This window comes from Achromobacter sp. ACM05, assembly GCF_019218915.1.
Lineage (GTDB): Bacteria > Pseudomonadota > Gammaproteobacteria > Burkholderiales > Burkholderiaceae_B > Achromobacter > Achromobacter animicus.
Genome location: NZ_JAHUWQ010000001.1, coordinates 2,028,995 through 2,045,234, shown reverse-complemented (window position 1 = coordinate 2,045,234; position 16,240 = coordinate 2,028,995). Strand labels below are relative to the sequence as shown.

Here is a 16,240-nt window from a genome sequence, read left to right as displayed (position 1 = left end):
GCCGCGCGAATCACGCGGCGGGCTCAATGGCGATCAGGCGCCTTCGACGCGGTTGGCGTCGAGCACCGTCATGGCCGTCATGTTGATGATGCGGCGCACGGTGGAGCTGTTGGTCAGGATGTGCACGGGGGCATTGGCGCCCAGCAGGAACGGACCCACCGCGACGTTGCCGCCCGCTGCCGTCTTGAGCAGGTTGTAGGCGATGTTGCCGGAGTCCACATTCGGGCACACCAGCAGGTTGGCTTCGCCCTTGAGCGTGGACGACGGCAGGATGCGCATGCGCAGGCCCTCGTCCAGCGCGCAATCGCCGTGCATTTCGCCGTCGATTTCCAGTTCCGGCGCGGCTTCGCGCACCAGTTCCAGCGCGCGGCGCATCTTCTCGCCCGAGGCCGAGCTGCCCGAACCGAAGTTGCTGCGCGACAGCAGCGCGACCTTGGGCGCCAGATTCATGCGCGCCATTTCCTGCGCGGCCATGATGGTGAATTCAGCGATCTGCTCGGCGGTGGGCTCGTCGTTCACGTGCGTGTCCACCAGCACCACCGTGCGCTCGTCGAGCAGCAGGATGTTCATGGCGGCGTAGACGTTGTGGCCCGGACGGCGGCCGATGACCTCGTCCACGAATCGCAGGTGGTCGTGGTACGCGCCGACCGTGCCGCAGACCATGCCATCGGCATCGCCCAGATGCACCATCATTGCGCCGATCAGCGTCAGGCGGCGGCGCATTTCCACGCGCGCCATTTCCTTGGTGATGCCGCGGCGGCTCATCAGCTCCCAATACGTCGTCCAGTATTGGTGGAAGCGCTCGTCGTATTCGGGGTTGGTGACTTCGACGTCCTCGCCCAGGCGCAGACGCAGGCCGAATTTTTCGATGCGCGACAGCAGCACGGCGGGACGGCCCACCAGGATCGGACGGGCCAGGCCTTCGTCGACGATGACCTGGACCGCGCGCAGCACGCGTTCGTCTTCGCCCTCGGTGAAGACAATGCGCGCCTTGCCGCCCGAGCGCACGATGCGCTTGGCCGCCGAGAACAGCGGCTTCATGAACGCGCCCGAGTGGTACACGAACTGCTGCAGCTGTTCTTCGTAGGCTTCCAGGTCGGCCAGCGGACGCGTGGCGACGCCGCCTTCCATCGCGGCCTTGGCCACGGCCGGCGCGATGCGCACGATGAGGCGCGGATCGAAGGGCTTGGGGATCAGGTATTCGGGACCGAACGAGATGTCGTAGGTGCCGTAGGCGGCGGCCACGACTTCGTTCTGTTCTTCTTCGGCCAGGTCGGCGATGGCATGCACCGCGGCCATTTCCATCTCGCGCGTGATGGTCGTGGCGCCCACGTCCAGCGCGCCGCGGAAGATGTACGGGAAGCAGAGTACGTTGTTGACCTGGTTCGGGTAATCCGAACGGCCCGTGGCCATGACCACGTCGTCTCGCACGCCGTGGGCCACTTCGGGCAGGATTTCCGGCGTGGGGTTGGCCAGCGCCAGGATCAGCGGACGCGAACCCATGGCGGCGACCATTTCGGGCTTCAGCACGCCGCCGGCCGACAGGCCCAGGAACACGTCGGCGTCCTGGATCACCTCGGCCAGCTTGCGGGCATCGGTCTTCTGCGCAAAGCGCGCCTTGTCCGGATCCATCAGCGTGGTGCGGCCTTCGTAGACCACGCCCTCGATGTCGGTGACCCAAATGTTTTCCAGCGGCAGGCCCAGGTCCACCATCAGGTCCAGGCACGCCAGCGCCGCAGCGCCCGCGCCCGACGTGACCACCTTGACCTGCTTGATGTCCTTGCCCACGACCTTCAGGCCGTTGATGAAGGCGGCCGACACGGTAATGGCGGTGCCGTGCTGGTCATCGTGAAAGACCGGGATCTTCATGCGTTCGCGCAGCTTGCGCTCGACGGTGAAGCACTCCGGGGCCTTGATGTCTTCCAGGTTGATGCCGCCGAAGGTGGCTTCCAGGCCGGCGATGATCTCGACCAGCTTGTCGGGGTCGGTTTCGTTGATTTCGATGTCAAAGACATCCAGGCCGGCAAACTTCTTGAACAGCACCGCCTTGCCTTCCATGACCGGCTTGGAGGCCAGCGCGCCGATGTTGCCCAGGCCCAGCACCGCGGTGCCGTTGGAGATCACGCCCACCAGGTTGCCGCGGGCGGTGTAGCGGTACACGTTGGACGGGTCGGCCACGATTTCCTCGCAAGCCGCCGCCACGCCGGGCGAGTACGCCAACGCCAGGTCGCGCTGGTTGACGAGCGGCTTGGACGCCACGACGGAGATCTTTCCCGGGGTGGGGAACTCGTGATAGTCCAGGGCTGCCTGGCGGTCGGAGGGGTTGTTCATGGGCTGTGGCCTCGCTGTCTTGAATGTGCAAAATTCTAGGGTGGAAGACATAAGGTGTTCATTCGGATTTAATATCGTCCCATCACGCTTTCCTAATGCCTTGTCTATGACAGCCTTTGATCCGGATGCCGTTTTCCGGAAATTGACCTCGCGCCTGAAGATGCGCCACCTGATGCTGCTGCTCCAGATCGAGCAGCACGGGTCACTGACCCGGGTGGCCGAACACATGGCGACCAGCCAGCCCGCCGTGACCAACGCCCTGGCCGAACTGGAAAGCATGTTCGGCGTGCCCCTCTTCGACCGCTCGGTGCGGGGCATGACCCCCACGCCCATGGGCGCCGTGGTGCTGGCGCGTGCCCGCGGGCTGGTCCATGACCTGGGCCATCTGGTGCAGGAAATGGAAACCGTGGCGGCCGGGCACGCCGCCCACCTGCACATCGGGGTCATTCCGTTCGTGTCGGGCCAGATGCTGTCGGCGGCCATCGGCCGCACGCTGCCGCAGGGCCGTCAGCTCACCGCCACCATCCACGAGGGTCAGGGGCCGGCGCTGCTGCGCCAATTGCGCGACCACACGCTGGACGTGGTCGTCGGCTGGGCCACGCCCTCGGTGGACCTGAGCAACATCGGTTTCGAGGTGCTGTACCACCAGCAGCCGCGCCTGATCGCCAGCCGCCGGCTGGCCGCCCGGCTGGGTCGGTCGCGCCTGGAATGGAACCGGCTGGCCGATCTGGACTGGATCCTGGGCACGCCGGGCAGCCCGATCCGCGAGCAGGTGGCCGACATCTTCTTGCGCGCCGGCCTGGCGCCCCCGCCGCCGTCCGTGCAAAGCGACTCGTCCAAGCTGATCGGCGAGATGATCGTGGCCAGCGACCGCGCCGTCACGATCCTGCCGGCCGACATCGCCGACGAACTGGTCCGCATCGCAGGCGCGGCCATCGTGCCGTATTCGTTTGACTGGACGCTTCCGCCGATCTCGCTGTTCACGCGGTCCGACGGATTGCGGCGCAACGTCGAGGCGCTGTTTGCGGCGGCGTTGCGCGAGGTCTATCTGAAGGGCGCGCGGCCGATGTGACGCCCCGGGCCGGCAGCCCGTCGTATCATGGACGCCGGACTGACCTGTGCGGCCCCCGACTTCCGGCCCGGTCACGTGGCCGGTCCCTCCGGGAGGCCGTACGTCATGACGCAGGCGAACACGCAGGTTCCGCAAGCTCCTCGCCCCTGGCACCAACTCTCCGTCGACGAGACGTTGGGCATCCAGGTGACCAGCGCCGCCGGCCTTTCGCAAGACCAGATCCGGCGCAGGCAAGAGACCCACGGCCTGAACGCACTGCCCCCGCCTGCCCGCCGCAGCGCCTGGCTGCGATTTCTGGGCCACTTCAATGACGTGCTGATCTACATCCTGCTGGGTGCGGCGGTGGTGACATCGCTGATGGGCCATTGGCTCGATACCGGCGTCATCCTGGCCGTGGCGGTCATCAACGCCGTCATAGGCTACGTGCAGGAAAGCCGCGCCGAACGTTCGCTGGACGGCATCCGCAACATGCTGTCGAACCATGCCCGCGTGGTGCGCGACGGGCAGAAGGAAGAGATCGACGCCCGCGACCTGGTGCCGGGCGACATCGTGATCCTGCGACCCGGCGACAAGATCCCGGCGGACGTGCGGCTCTTTGACACGCACAACTTCCGCGTCGAGGAATCGATGCTGACCGGCGAATCCACCGTCGTCGAAAAGCACGATGCGCCCCTGCCGGGTGACGCGCCGCTTGGCGACCGCCTGAACCTGGGGTTCTCGGGCACCCACGTCAGCGCGGGCAATGCGCGCGGCATCGTCGTGGCCACCGGCAGCGACACCGAGATCGGCCACATCAACCGCATGATGACGGACGTGCAGACGCTGCAGACGCCGCTGCTGCGGCAGATGGAGCTGTTGGGCAAGCGCATCTTCCAGGTGGTGCTGGTGATGGTGGTGGCGCTGTTCGTGCTGGGCCGCTACGTGCTCGACATGCCGCTGTCGGACCTGCTGATGTCGCTGATCAGCATCGCGGTCGCCTCCGTGCCGGAAGGCCTGCCTGCCATCATCTCCATCATCCTGTCGCTGGGCGTGCAGCGCATGGCGCGCAACCGCGCCATCATCCGCAAGCTGCCCACCGTCGAAACGCTGGGCGCGATGACGGTCATCTGCTCTGATAAGACGGGCACCCTGACCATGAACGAGATGACCGCCAAGAATGTGCTGCTGGCGCAGGGCGTGTATCGCGTGTCGGGCGACAACTACCGGCCGGTCGGCGAGATCACCCGTGAATCCGACGGCACGCCCGTGGACTGGCAGCGCGAGGACGCGCTGACGCGCTTCGTGCGTGCGGCCGCCATCTGCAACGACAGCCAGCTGCACGAAGATGCCGATGGGCAGTGGCGCATCGTGGGCGGTCCCACGGAAGGCGCGATGATGGTGCTGGCAACCAAGGCCGGCCAGAGCCTGGAGGGTGTGGCCAAGCACGGCAAGGTGCCGTTCGATTCCAGCTACAAGTACATGGCGCGCCGCTGCGACGACCATGGTCAGAACATCATCTACGTCACCGGCGCGCCCGACGTGCTGTTCAAGCTGTGCGCGCAGGAACAGGGGGAAGCCGGGCCGCAGCCGCTGCGGCTGGACTACTGGGAGCGCGGCCTGGAGGCCTTTGCGCACCAGGGCCTGCGGACATTGGCAGCGGCATACAAGCCCGGCACGGCGGACGCCACGGCGCTGGACCATCCGGACTTTCAGGACGGGCTGGTGTTGCTGGGCGTGGCCGGCATCATGGACCCGCCCCGTCCCGAAGCCATCGAAGCCATCGCGCAGTGCAACCAGGCAGGGATCCGCGTGAAGATGATCACGGGCGATCACCCCGAAACCGCGCTGGCGATCGGCGCCATGCTGGGCATGACGCATGTGCGCGAGGCGGTGACCGGCGCCCAGTTGCAGCAGATTGGCGACGAAGAACTTGCCGCGCTGGCGCGCGACCACGACATCTTTGCGCGCACCAGCCCCGAGCACAAGCTGCGCCTGGTGCGCGCGCTGCAAAGCATGGGCGAAGTGGTCGGCATGACGGGCGATGGCGTCAACGACGCGCCCGCGCTCAAGCAGGCGGACGTGGGCGTGGCCATGGGCATCAAGGGCACCGAGGTCACCAAAGAGGCCGCCGACATGGTGCTGGCGGACGACAACTTCGCCTCCATCGCCTATGCCGTGCGCGAAGGGCGCCGCGTCTACGACAACCTGAAGAAGACGATCCTGTTCATCCTGCCGACCAACCTGGCGCAGGGACTGCTGGTCATCGTGGCGCTGCTGGCCGGCGCACAGGCGCCGCTGACGCCGCTGCAGATCCTGTGGATGAACATGGCGACCTCCATCACGCTGGCCTTCGGCCTGGCGTTTGAACCGGCCGAACCGGGCATGATGCAGCGCCGGCCGCGCGATCCCGCGAAATCGATCCTGGACGGCTTCGCCCTCTGGCGCATCGCGTTCGTGGGGCTGCTCTTCACCACGTCCGCCTTCATCATCGAAAAGAGCCTGATTGCCGCCGGGCGCGATCCGGACTTCATCCGCACCGTCATCCTGCAGACGCTGGTGACGGCGCAATGGACCTATCTGTTCAACTGCCGCCTGCAGGACCGGTGGCCGATCACGCCCAGCATGTTCCGCAACAAGGCGCTGTGGCTGGTCACGATCCTGCTGGGCCTGCTGCAATGCGCGTTGATCTATCTGCCCGCGATGAACCGCGTGTTCGGCACCGTCCCGCTGCCGCCCGAATACTGGACCCTGACGCTGGTGGCCGCCGCGGTGCTCTTTTGCGTGGTGGAGATCGAGAAGCTGGTGCTGCGGACATGGCGCGCGCGGCGCGCCCGGCTCGAGCTGGCGCATCGTCCCGCAGCATGACGTGACGACCGCGGCGTGATGGCGCGCCCCGGTTGCCCGCCGCGCCTCGCGCACAAAAATGCCAACAAATGTAAAGGCCGCGGCCGCGCGGCTGCGCGCCCTCCTATACTTGCGCCCGCCAAGATTCACAGGAGGGCCCGCAGCTTGTTCACCATCTCGCCAACCTTTGCGAGCGGCCGCGCGCTTTGCCTGCTGGGACTCGCCGCGCTGACCGCGCTTTCAGGCTGCAGTTCGATGCTCGGGGAAGGCACGGGCGCCGCGGCCGGTATCGCCGGAACCGCCATCGCCAACAAGGTGACCGACAACGCCACGGTGGCCACGGGCATCGGCCTGGGCGTGCAGGCCGGCGCGAAGGCGGCGCTGGCCTATGCGCAGCGCCAGACACGCGGCGAAGAGCAGGACGCCATCGCCAAGGCGGCCGGCGCGCTCGCGGTGGGCAAGGTCGCCAGCTGGAACGTCCAGCATAAGTTGCCGATCGAGGACGACGCGCGCGGCCAGGTCACCGTCAGCCGGCTGATCGGCGGTGGCGATCTGCAATGCAAGGAAGTGGTGTTCTCGGTGGACACGCCTGCCGGCAAACCCGGCGCTGATCCGGAACGCGAGTTCTACGTCACGACCGTCTGCCGCGACGGCGAAAACTGGCGCTGGGCCAGCGCCGAACCGGCGACCGCCCGCTGGGGTTCGCTGCAGTGACGCGGGCGATCGGCATGCTGGCGCTGGCCGCCAGCCTGGCGCTCGCGGGCTGCCAGAGTTCCTCCATCGGTCCCGCCACGGGCGCGGTGGTCGGCACGCTGAGCGGCGCGGCCACGGCCAATCCCGTTGCCGGCTTTGCCATTGGTGTGACGGTGCAGGCCGCGGTGGACGCCACGGTGAAGTACGTGTTGCGCGAATGGAAGAACGACCAGCAGAACGTCATGGCCAATACGGTGGGCGGGCTGCCCATCGGTGAAGTCCAGCAGTGGCAGATCAAACGCACCCTGGCGGTGGGCAACGAGCGCGGCAGCATCCAGGCAGTGCGCGACATCGATACGCCGCTGGCGCACTGCCGCGAGGTGCTGTTTACGGTCGAGGTCGAAGGCGCCGCGCCTGCCTACACCAGCACGATCTGCCAGCGCCGGGACGGGCAATGGAAATGGGCCTCGGCCGAACCCTCCGTGGCGCGCTGGACCGGCCTGCAATAGCGGCGCTTGATCGGCGCGAGATCTGCGGGCGATACTGGCCCGACCGCCATCGCCGCCACGTCATTCATGCCCGCAGGCCAATTCCTCATGCAGCGCAGCGCCATCGCCGGCGTGCAGGCCGTCTCCGCCTGCAGCGGCCACGCGTTCGCGCGCCACACGCATGAACAATTCGGCATCGGCGTGATGCGCCAAGGCGCCCAGGTGTCGCACAGCGGCCGGGGCCAGGTGGAGGCCGGGCCGGGTTACGTCATCACGGTCAATCCGGGCGAGGTCCACGATGGCGCGCCCATCGGCGACGGTGTGCGGGCCTGGCAGATGATCTACCTGGATCCCGGTGTCGTGGCCGTCTGCGCCGAAGACCTGGCCGGCGCGGGCGTGCCTCGGCGTCACGATGCGGGCAGTCTGCCGGGCGCCTCCCTCTACGAATTCGAGCACCCGGCGCGGCACCAGCCAGCGCTGGCCCGTGACGTCCTTGCGCTTTATGCACACATCACCGCAGGCGGATCGCCGTTGGCGTGCGACAGCCTGCTGTTGCGCGTGCTGGCGCAGGCTGGCGGTCCGCGCGGCACGCTGGCCACCGCCCCTGCGCGCGACGCGATACCGTCCTCCCTGCGCCATGCGATCGCGCGCATCGACGACGACCCGGCCGCGGCGCTGTCGCTCGCCGATCTGGCCACCGCCAGCGACCTGAGCCGCTACCAGGTGCTGCGCGCCTTCACGCGCGCCACGGGGCTGACGCCGCACGCCTACCAGATGCAGCGTCGCCTGCTGCTGGCTCGGCGGCTCATCCGGCAGGGCATGGCGCTGGCCGATGCGGCCGCGCTGGGCGGTTTTGCCGACCAGAGCCACATGACGCGGCTTTTCGTGCGCGCCTATGGCGTGTCGCCGCGCCGCTATGCGTTAGCCGCGGGCGCCTGATCCGCCTTCCCTGCAATTTCGTTCAAGACCTGCCTCCCGCCTGCGCCCTACGCTGCGCCTTTTCCAACGGGAATTCAGGCGATGGCCATCAACAGGCTGCGGCACGGGTATCTCTATCTGGCACTGGCCATGGTGCTGGTCGGCAGCACCGTGACCGCCAGCAAGGTCATTGGCGCGGGGTTGCCGCCCTTCACCGCGACCGCCCTGCGCTTTGCCATCGCGTTGCCCTGCTTCGCCCTGCTGATGGCGGCGACCGGCGCGCGCCTGCCCCGGCTGCACCGGCGGGACTGGCTGCTGCTGACGGTGCAGGCGGTGGCGGGCAGCGTCGGGTATTCGACCTTGTTGATCGCCGGGTTGCAGCGGACCTCGGCAGTGGACGGCGGCATCATTCTGGGGACGCTGCCGCTCGTCACGGCCGCGATCGCCATGCTGCTGCTGGGCGAGCGCCCGGGCCGGCGGGCCCTGGCTGCCATCGGCATGGCGGCGTTCGGCGTGTGGCTGATGACCAGCCGAACCCCCTCACGGGGCATGGACGGGTCGCTCGCCGGCAACGCGCTGATCCTGGGCGCGGTGGCCTGCGAGGGGCTGTTCATCCTGTTGAACAAGCGCCTGCGCACTCCGGTTGCGCCGCTGGCGCTATCGACGTTGATGACGGCATTCGGCCTGGCGTTTTCCGCGGTGGCCAGCCTGACCGAAGCGCCATGGGCATTGGACTACACGCCTGGCGCGGTCGCTGCCGTCGCGTACTACGCGCTGGTGCCCACGGTGGGCGGCTTTCTGCTCTGGTACGCGGGCGCGGCGCGCGTGCCTGGCTCAGAGGCGGCGCTTTTTACCGCACTGGCGCCCGTTTCCGCAGTGATGCTGTCGGCCAGCCTGCTGGACGAGCCGGTGACCGGCGCGCAGATCGCCGGCATAAGTTGCGTGCTGGGTGGCGTCCTGGCAATGACCCGGCGCGGCGGCCCGCGCAGCAATGGAACGGGGGACGGCATTTAGCCGCGGCTGAAGGCCTGCGCGAAGTCGTCGGAAAAGATGGCGGCCAGCGCGTGGCGCAATGCCGCGGCGCGCTCGGCGCCGTACGCGGCTTCGAAACGGTTCTGCGCGTCCTTCCACAAGCGGCGGGATTCCGCCAGCTTGGCGCGGCCGGTCTCGGTCAACTCCACCCGGCGGCTGCGGCCATCCAGCGGGTCGCGCATCATCTGCACGTACCCATCGCGCTGCAAGGGCTTGAGGTTGTGCGCCAGCGCGGACCGGTCCAGCACCATCGCGCGGGCCAGGTCGGTCATCGACGGCGAACCCGCGCGGGCAATGTGCACCAGGATCGAATGTTGCGACACTTTCAGCCCGCAGGGCGCGAGCACGGTGTCATAGAGCTGGGACACGCGACGCGTCGCCTTGCGCAGCGCAGCGCCGTTACAGACAAGCGGATCCGGAGGAACGGCAGAGCCGAGGAGCGGGGCGTCGGACATGGCGGCCAAGGAGGGAAAATCGGCGGGCAAGGACATAACGCTACCGCCCGCGCGGGTTCACGTCCAGCCCGTTATTGACAGTTATTGGCATATGCACGTAAATTTTGCCGATCACGTCCACCGGCCTTCCCCATGCCAGCGACCGCTCCGCCACGCCCCGCCAATGCGCGCTTGCAAGCCATGCTGCATGGCCCCATCGCGCCCACGCTGGCGCGGCTGGCGTGGCCCAACATCCTCATGATGCTGGCGCAGTCGTCCACCGGCCTGATCGAGACCTGGTTCCTGGCGCGGCTGGGCACGCCGGTGCTGGCCGGCGTGGCGCTCGTCGTGCCGGTGCTGATGCTGATGCAGAACATGTCGCAGGGCGCGATGGGCGGCGGGATTTCCGCCGCGGTCGCGCGCGCGCTGGGCGGCGGACGGCAACAGGAGGCCGATCAGCTCGTGCTGCATGCGGTCGTGCTGAACGCCTTGCTGGGTCTGGCCTTCTGCGTGTTGTTGCTGGCCTTCGGTCCGGCGCTGTACCGCGCGCTGGGCGCCGAAGGCGAAGCGCTCGACGCCGCGCTGGCGTATTCCAATGTGATCTTCGGCGGCATCGTCCTGATGTGGCTGATGAACGCCTTTGCCAGCGCCATCCGCGGCACCGGCAACATGCTGGTGCCGGGCGCGATCATCTGCGGCGGCGCGCTGCTGCTGATTCCCCTGTCGCCATGCCTGATCTTCGGATGGGGCCCCTTCCCCGCGCTGGGCGTGGCGGGCGGCGGCTGGGCGCTGGTGATCTACTACGCCGTGGGCACGCTGATCCTGGGCGCCTATTGCGCCAGCGGACGCAACGCGGCGCGGCTGGTCTCCAGCCGGCTGCATGCGACGCTGATGCGCAACATCCTCAGCGTGGGCGCGCTGGCCACCATCAACCCGCTCATGACCAACGCGCTGGTGGCACTGACCGCGGCACTGGTGGGCGCCTACGCGGGCGAGGCAGCGGTGGCGGGCTATGGCGTGGCGGTGCGGCTGGAATATCTGTTGATGCCCATCGCCTTCGGGCTGGGCGCGCCCATGGTGGCGATGGTCGGCTCGAACATCGGCGCGGGCCAACCGGAGCGCGCCATGCGCATCGCCTTGACGGGCGGGGCGATGGCGTTCGTGCTGGCGGAGGCGATCGGGCTGACCGCGGCGTTTTTCCCCGACGCGTGGCTGCGCCTGTTCGGCGCGCAGGATCACATGCTGGAGGCCGGCGCCGATTATCTGCGCATTGTGGGTCCGGTGTATGGGTTCTTTGCGCTGGGCTTTTCGCTGTACTTCGCGTCGCAAGGCGCCGGAAGGCTGAAGTGGCCGTTGTTGGCGGGGTTCCTGCGGCTTTTGGTCGGCATCGGCGCAGGCGGCGTCGCGCTGCACATGACCGGTTCGCTGACGGTGTTCTTCGTGATCGCGGCCGTGGCGATGTGCATTTACGGCCTGATCATCCTGGCCGCCGTCGCGTCGGGTTCGTGGTTCGACCGCGGCCACCTGCCAGGGCGCCGGCAGTTCGCGCGGTAGCGCGGGCGGGCGCGGTGGCGGGAGTGGTGGCGGGAACGCCAATTGCATTCTGGCCAGGCGCGCCAGACCGCGCTTCTGCCGCATCGCCAGCCGGTGCGTCGCGCAACGCATAGGCCACCAGATCCGCCGCGTACGCGGGAAGATCATCACGCACGCACAGCACCAGATCGCGGGCCGCCCACGGATCCGCCAGCGCCACGCGGCATACCCCCGCCGCGCGGCCATAGCGCACCGCCGCCGCGCGCGGCACGATCGCCACGCCGACCCCCTGTCCCACCATCCGGCAGACGGCATCGAAACTGCGCAACCGCACGCGATAGGACAGCGCCTTGCCGCTGCGGCGCGCGTGATGCGCGATGTGCTCCTGCAGCGCGCTGCCCTGCACCAGTCCGACGAATTCATACCCGGCCACGTCCTCCAGCAGCACCTGTTGCAGCGCCGCGAGCGGATGGCCGCGCGGCACGATCAGCGTCAGCGGGTCATGGCGGAAGATGCGCGTGCGCAGGCCGTGCAGATCGGCCGAGTCCGCCAGCACCCCGATGTCGCATGCGCCGGTCCGCAGCGCGTCGGCGATCTCGTGGCTCAGGCGCTCTTCGAGGTCGACGGAAATATGCGGATGGTCCTTGAGAAACGCGCCCAGCACGGGCGGCAGGTATTCGCTGAGCGCCGTGGTGTTGCACAGCAACCGCACATGGCCTTTCAGCCCGGCGCCGTAATGATCCAGCTCGCCGCGCATGCGGTCGATCTGGCCCAGCACCAGCCGTGCATGATGGACCAGCGTGCGCCCCGCGGGCGTTGCCTGCACGCCGCGCGGCTCGCGCACCAGCAGCGGTACGCCCAGCGCGTCTTCCATGCCGCGGATGCGCTCGCTGGCAGACGCCAGCGTCATGTGCGACCGCCCCGCGCCCGCCGTGATGGAGCCGGTTTCGTGCACGTTCAGGAAAAGGCGTAGGTCGGTCAGGTCAAAGCGCATGAAAAAAAGCGTAGCACGCCAGCCTCAGGCGCAGCCATAGTCTGGGTAAGCCAGATCCCGATAGGCGCGGTCGGGCGCGAGCGTGAGAATGCGTCCATACCCATCCAGAGAGGCGGAAATCATGAACATTGCAATGTTGCGCACCCGGACCGCGCGCTGGCCGGGGCTGGCCTTGGTCGCATTGGCGCTGCACGCCTCAGGCGTAGCCGAAGTGCAGGCCGGACTTGGCGGCCCCCTCACCCCCGCCCAGCAGTACGCACTGGCATTGGAAGCGCAGACGCAGGGCGACCATGGCGCAATGCTGACGTGGCTGCGCGCCGCCGCGCGCGCGGACCACCCGCCCGCGCAACGGATGCTGGGCATGGTGCTGATCGGCGGTCCCGCGTTGTACGGCCCGTCGCTGCCCGCCGACCTGTGCGAGGGGCGCGCATGGCTGCTGCGCGCCGCCCGCCAGAACGAAGGATCGTCGCAGGATGTGGCCTTCGCCCTGTTCGGCCGCCCCAAGGACGCGCTGACCGCGCACTGCGAGCCCGCATGAATCTTTTCGATCCCGTATTGCTCGCGGCTGTCGTGACGGTCTTCGTCCTGGCCGGCGTGGTCAAGGGCGTGGTTGGGCTGGGCCTGCCCACCATTTCGATGGCATTGCTGGCGCTGGTGATGGCGCCGGCGCAGGCGGCCGCGCTGCTCATCGTACCGTCGCTCATCACCAACCTGTGGCAGGCGTTGCCGTGGGTCACACTGCGCGGGGTCCTGCGCCGGATCGCCGGCATGCAGGCCGGCGTCTGCGCGGGCACGGTGGCGGGCGCGCTGTGGCTGGGTCCGCCCTCGGGCGACTGGGCCGGCATCTTCCTGGGGCTGGCGCTGGTGGCTTATGCCGCCTGGGGACTGTTTGGCTCGCCGCCCACGGTGCAGCCCCGGCATGAACAATGGATGGGCATCGCGGCCGGCGCGGTGACCGGGGTGATCACCGCCGCCACCGGCGTCTTCGTCATCCCGGCCGTGCCCTATCTGCAAGCCCTGAAATTGGACAAGGACGCGCTCATCCAGGCCATGGGGATTTCCTTCACGGTGTCGACCGTGGCGCTGGCCGCGGGGCTGTGGCTGAACGGCGGCTACACGGCCGGCGCCGCCAGCGCGTCGCTCCTGATGCTGCTGCCGGCACTGGCCGGCATGGCGCTCGGGCAACGGCTGCGCGGTCGGCTTTCCGCGCGCACGTTCAAGCTGTGTTTCATGGTCAGCCTGGCGCTGCTGGGCGCCTACCAGGCCGGGCGCGGGCTGCTGGGCGGCTAGCGGCTGCGCGCCTCAACGGTCTGCGGGCTGCTCACCCGATGCGGCTGGCGCGCTGTAGGCCTCAAGCGGCCAGCCGTCTTCCGTCGACAGCGCCGATCGACACGGACATCTCGCGCCACCGTGCCAGCTCCTGTTGCACCGACTGGATCTTGCTGCGCGCCTGATCGAAGGAATCGCGGCCCAGGAACAGATGCAGGGGCGCGTACTGCGCCTCGGCGGCCTGGATCAGCGCCTGCGCCGCCTTGACCGGATCGCCGCCCTGGTCCCACCCTTGCTCGCCGCGCGCGGCCAGCTCCGGGGATGCTTGCGCATCACCCGCGCGCATCGCGCCCGGGTAGACAAGCGACACCCGGATGCCCAGCGGCGCGGCTTCGGCGGCCAGGGATTCGGTCAGCCCGCTGACGGCAAACTTGGCGGCGCTGTAGGCGCCCCATTCCGGCGCGCGGCCATCGAAACCCAGAATCGACGAGATATTGAACACATGCCCGCCGCGCTGCGCGCGCAGACGCGGCATCACGGCGCGGATGACGTTCAGCACCCCGAACACGTGGATATCGAACGTGCCGCGCAACTGCGCGTCCGACAACCGCTCGAGCGAGCCTTGCACGCCCTGGCCGGCGCCATTCACCACGACGTCGATGCCGCCAAAGGCCGCCGTCGTGGCGTCCACCGCGCGGCGCACCGCGCGCTCGTCGGCCAGGTTGACGGTCAGGGGCAGGAACCGGCCTTCCAGCTTGGCGCCCACCGCTTCCAGCAACGCATCGCCGTCGTCCGACGTAGCCGCGACCTTGTGCCCCTGGTCCAGCAGCATCTTGACCAGCGTGACGCCCAGCCCGGCCGACGCGTCCGTCACCAACCAGATTTTTTCGGTATTCATGCGATTCCCTTCCCTTGCTTGCGGCCGCCGGCAAGATGCCTGGCTGCCCGGCCGATTGCCCCCGCGCTCCGCAGAGCCACGGCCGGCGCGGCCCTGGACAGGATAGTAAGAATCGCGTGCGCGGGCGTACAGGCAGGATCTTGCGTGAAACCTGCCTATTTCTACGGCAATGCGATATGGCGGATAATCCGTCTGTTTGCCGCCGCCACGCGCGGCGGGTCATTGCGGGGCTTTCTTTCCCCGCTGCTTTCGGAGTCAGCTATGCATCGCGGCATTGAAGCGATCGAACACTTCATGGAATCCATCGGCCTGACCTGGCAGCCCGGCCGCGTCGCACGCGCCGAACTGCGCGTCAGCTACCGCATCGGCAATACCCGCCCACTGGGCATCGACCGCACGCTGGTGGAATTCCACTGCGACGCCAAACGGGCAAAGGTGTGGGTGCCCGAGTTCTCGCGCACCAGCTTTCACCAATGGTTTGAAGTCCCCTATCAGGACTTCGAGTACACGCCCGGCGGGTCCATGCTGAAGATCAAGGCCGCCGCGCGCGGCAACGCGCCGCCCTACAGCGTGGGCATCAAGCCGCTGGCCTGATCGCCCCGCGCGGAACGCCGGTCATAGCGGCTTGTACATGATCGTCGTTCCGTCCACCTTCGCCGGGTCGAGCGGATCTCGTGCAAATCCCGGAATCACCCCCACCGTCTGATAGCCCAGCGACGCGTACAGCGGCTCGGCCGAATCGCCCGTGCGCGTGTCCAGCGTGAGCAGGCTGCGATGCAGGCGGCGCGCCATGTCCTCGACCTCGTGCATCAGCCGGCGCGCGATGCCCTGGCGGCGAAAATCCGGATGCACCAGCAGCTTGCGCACCTCGGCGCGGTGCGGCTGGTTCGGCGGCGTGTCGACGTCCAGTTGCACGGATCCGGCAACCCGCCCGTCCACGCGCGCCACCCACAACTTCACCGCCCCGCTTTCGACGCCAGGCAGCACCTTGCCGCGCCAGAACCCCTGCGCGTCGTCATGCGTGTACGGCAGCACGAAGCTGACGCTGGCCCCGCCCTGCACGCACGCGTGCAGCAAGGTGGCCAGCTCGGGGATGGCGGCCGCGGCGGCATCGGCCGTCAGCAGCGTCAATTCAAGGTTTGCAGGGGTCATGGCAGGCTCAGACGATGAAAAGCAGGTAGCGGGCGCCGCTGTGCGGCGGGGTGACGAAGGCGCTGGCGCCGAATAGCTGGTAGCGCAGGCAGTCGCCCGGCAGCAGGCGATGCGTGTGGCCGTCGGCCGTGACGGACAGCTCGCCGTCCAGCATCAGCAGATGGTGTTCAAGGCCGGGCCGTGGCGATTGGTCATAACTAATGCGGGCGTCGGCGGCCAGTTCGCAGGCCAGCACCTCGCCCGCCAGGCGCTGCGACGGCGGCGACACCGAGCGGCGGCGGAAACCCACGCTGTCATCCACCCACACCGCCTGCGCGGCCTGGGGCACATGGGCGGCAAAGTCGTCTTCGACCATCAGCATGAGGCGCGACATCGTCATGCCATGGGCGGCGCAAAGCTTGCCCAGCACGCTGGCGGTGGGACTGACCTCGCCATTTTCAAGGCGGGAGAGCGTGGCGCGGCTGATGCCGGCGCGGCCGGCCAGATCGTCCAGCGACCAGCCCCGGTCCTGGCGCAGTGTTTTTAGCCGGGCGGCCAGACGAAGGTCCAGCCCGGCATCGGCGGCGGCGGCGGTGTGTGGTTGTTCCATATCCGGGAATTTAT

The 16,240-nt window shown here is 68.3% G+C and carries 15 protein-coding genes and 1 pseudogene; 10 read left to right on the top strand and 6 right to left on the bottom strand.

The window, feature by feature from the left end:
* Positions 1–33 precede the first annotated feature (33 nt).
* Positions 34–2,331 (bottom strand): NADP-dependent malic enzyme, encoded by a 2,298-nt coding sequence (locus KW836_RS09260; RefSeq protein WP_191576120.1) that lies wholly within the window; start codon positions 2,329–2,331, stop codon positions 34–36.
* 106 nt (positions 2,332–2,437) lie between these two features.
* On the opposite strand from KW836_RS09260, the gene KW836_RS09255 reads away from it, so the two are divergent.
* From KW836_RS09255 to KW836_RS09230, 6 genes are all read left to right on the top strand, one after another.
* Positions 2,438–3,403 carry a LysR substrate-binding domain-containing protein gene (locus tag KW836_RS09255; RefSeq protein WP_175124438.1) on the top strand — a complete coding sequence of 322 codons (966 nt, stop codon included), beginning with the start codon at positions 2,438–2,440 and terminating at the stop codon, positions 3,401–3,403.
* 105 nt (positions 3,404–3,508) lie between these two features.
* On the top strand, positions 3,509–6,247 hold the full coding sequence (locus KW836_RS09250; protein WP_218343056.1) for a cation-transporting P-type ATPase: 2,739 nt from the start codon (positions 3,509–3,511) through the stop codon (positions 6,245–6,247).
* Between the two features lie 144 nt (positions 6,248–6,391).
* Entirely contained in the window at positions 6,392–6,940 is a 549-nt protein-coding gene (locus tag KW836_RS09245) for a hypothetical protein (protein ID WP_218343055.1), read from the top strand.
* Positions 6,937–7,428, top strand: coding sequence for a hypothetical protein (locus tag KW836_RS09240; RefSeq protein WP_370632993.1), 492 nt, complete (start codon positions 6,937–6,939; stop codon positions 7,426–7,428). The genes KW836_RS09245 and KW836_RS09240 overlap by 4 nt, the downstream gene beginning before the upstream one ends.
* A 66-nt stretch (positions 7,429–7,494) precedes the next feature.
* Positions 7,495–8,346: an AraC family transcriptional regulator gene (locus KW836_RS09235; RefSeq protein WP_218343054.1), complete on the top strand. Its 852-nt coding sequence runs from the start codon at positions 7,495–7,497 to the stop codon at positions 8,344–8,346.
* Positions 8,347–8,427: 81 nt separating this feature from the next.
* Positions 8,428–9,339, top strand: a complete 912-nt coding sequence (locus KW836_RS09230; protein WP_218343053.1) for a DMT family transporter — start codon at positions 8,428–8,430, stop codon at positions 9,337–9,339.
* On the opposite strand, the gene KW836_RS09225 is transcribed toward KW836_RS09230, so the two are convergent.
* The gene (locus KW836_RS09225) at positions 9,336–9,812 is read right to left on the bottom strand and encodes a MarR family winged helix-turn-helix transcriptional regulator (RefSeq protein ID WP_218343307.1); all 477 of its coding nucleotides are present in this window, start codon (positions 9,810–9,812) and stop codon (positions 9,336–9,338) included. The two genes, KW836_RS09230 and KW836_RS09225, sit on opposite strands and share 4 nt — an antisense overlap.
* 132 nt (positions 9,813–9,944) lie before the next feature.
* Between KW836_RS09225 and KW836_RS09220 the strand changes: the two genes are divergently transcribed.
* Positions 9,945–11,345: an MATE family efflux transporter gene (locus tag KW836_RS09220; protein WP_218343052.1), complete on the top strand. Its 1,401-nt coding sequence runs from the start codon at positions 9,945–9,947 to the stop codon at positions 11,343–11,345.
* A 91-nt stretch (positions 11,346–11,436) separates the two neighbouring features.
* On the opposite strand, the pseudogene KW836_RS09215 reads toward KW836_RS09220, so the two are convergent.
* Positions 11,437–12,318 (bottom strand): annotated as a pseudogene (locus KW836_RS09215) (LysR family transcriptional regulator); the annotation flags it as partial.
* Between the two features lie 121 nt (positions 12,319–12,439).
* Between KW836_RS09215 and KW836_RS09210 the strand changes: the two are divergent.
* The gene (locus KW836_RS09210) at positions 12,440–12,856 is read left to right on the top strand and encodes a sel1 repeat family protein (RefSeq protein WP_218343050.1); all 417 of its coding nucleotides are present in this window, start codon (positions 12,440–12,442) and stop codon (positions 12,854–12,856) included.
* Entirely contained in the window at positions 12,853–13,608 is a 756-nt protein-coding gene (locus tag KW836_RS09205; RefSeq protein ID WP_218343049.1) for a sulfite exporter TauE/SafE family protein, read from the top strand. Before KW836_RS09210 ends, KW836_RS09205 begins: the two co-directional genes overlap by 4 nt.
* Before the next feature lie 61 nt (positions 13,609–13,669).
* On the opposite strand, the gene KW836_RS09200 is transcribed toward KW836_RS09205, so the two are convergent.
* Positions 13,670–14,485 (bottom strand): SDR family NAD(P)-dependent oxidoreductase, encoded by an 816-nt coding sequence (locus tag KW836_RS09200; protein WP_218343048.1) that lies wholly within the window; start codon positions 14,483–14,485, stop codon positions 13,670–13,672.
* A 261-nt stretch (positions 14,486–14,746) separates the two neighbouring features.
* Between KW836_RS09200 and KW836_RS09195 the strand changes: the two genes are divergently transcribed.
* Positions 14,747–15,079, top strand: coding sequence for a hypothetical protein (locus KW836_RS09195; protein ID WP_056558301.1), 333 nt, complete (start codon positions 14,747–14,749; stop codon positions 15,077–15,079).
* Positions 15,080–15,100: 21 nt separating this feature from the next.
* Here KW836_RS09195 and KW836_RS09190 read toward each other — a convergent pair whose 3' ends face one another.
* Positions 15,101–15,637 (bottom strand): GNAT family N-acetyltransferase, encoded by a 537-nt coding sequence (locus KW836_RS09190; RefSeq protein ID WP_175124427.1) that lies wholly within the window; start codon positions 15,635–15,637, stop codon positions 15,101–15,103.
* A 7-nt stretch (positions 15,638–15,644) separates the two neighbouring features.
* Positions 15,645–16,226, bottom strand: a complete 582-nt coding sequence (locus KW836_RS09185) for a helix-turn-helix domain-containing protein (protein ID WP_175124426.1) — start codon at positions 16,224–16,226, stop codon at positions 15,645–15,647.
* Positions 16,227–16,240: the final 14 nt, after the last annotated feature.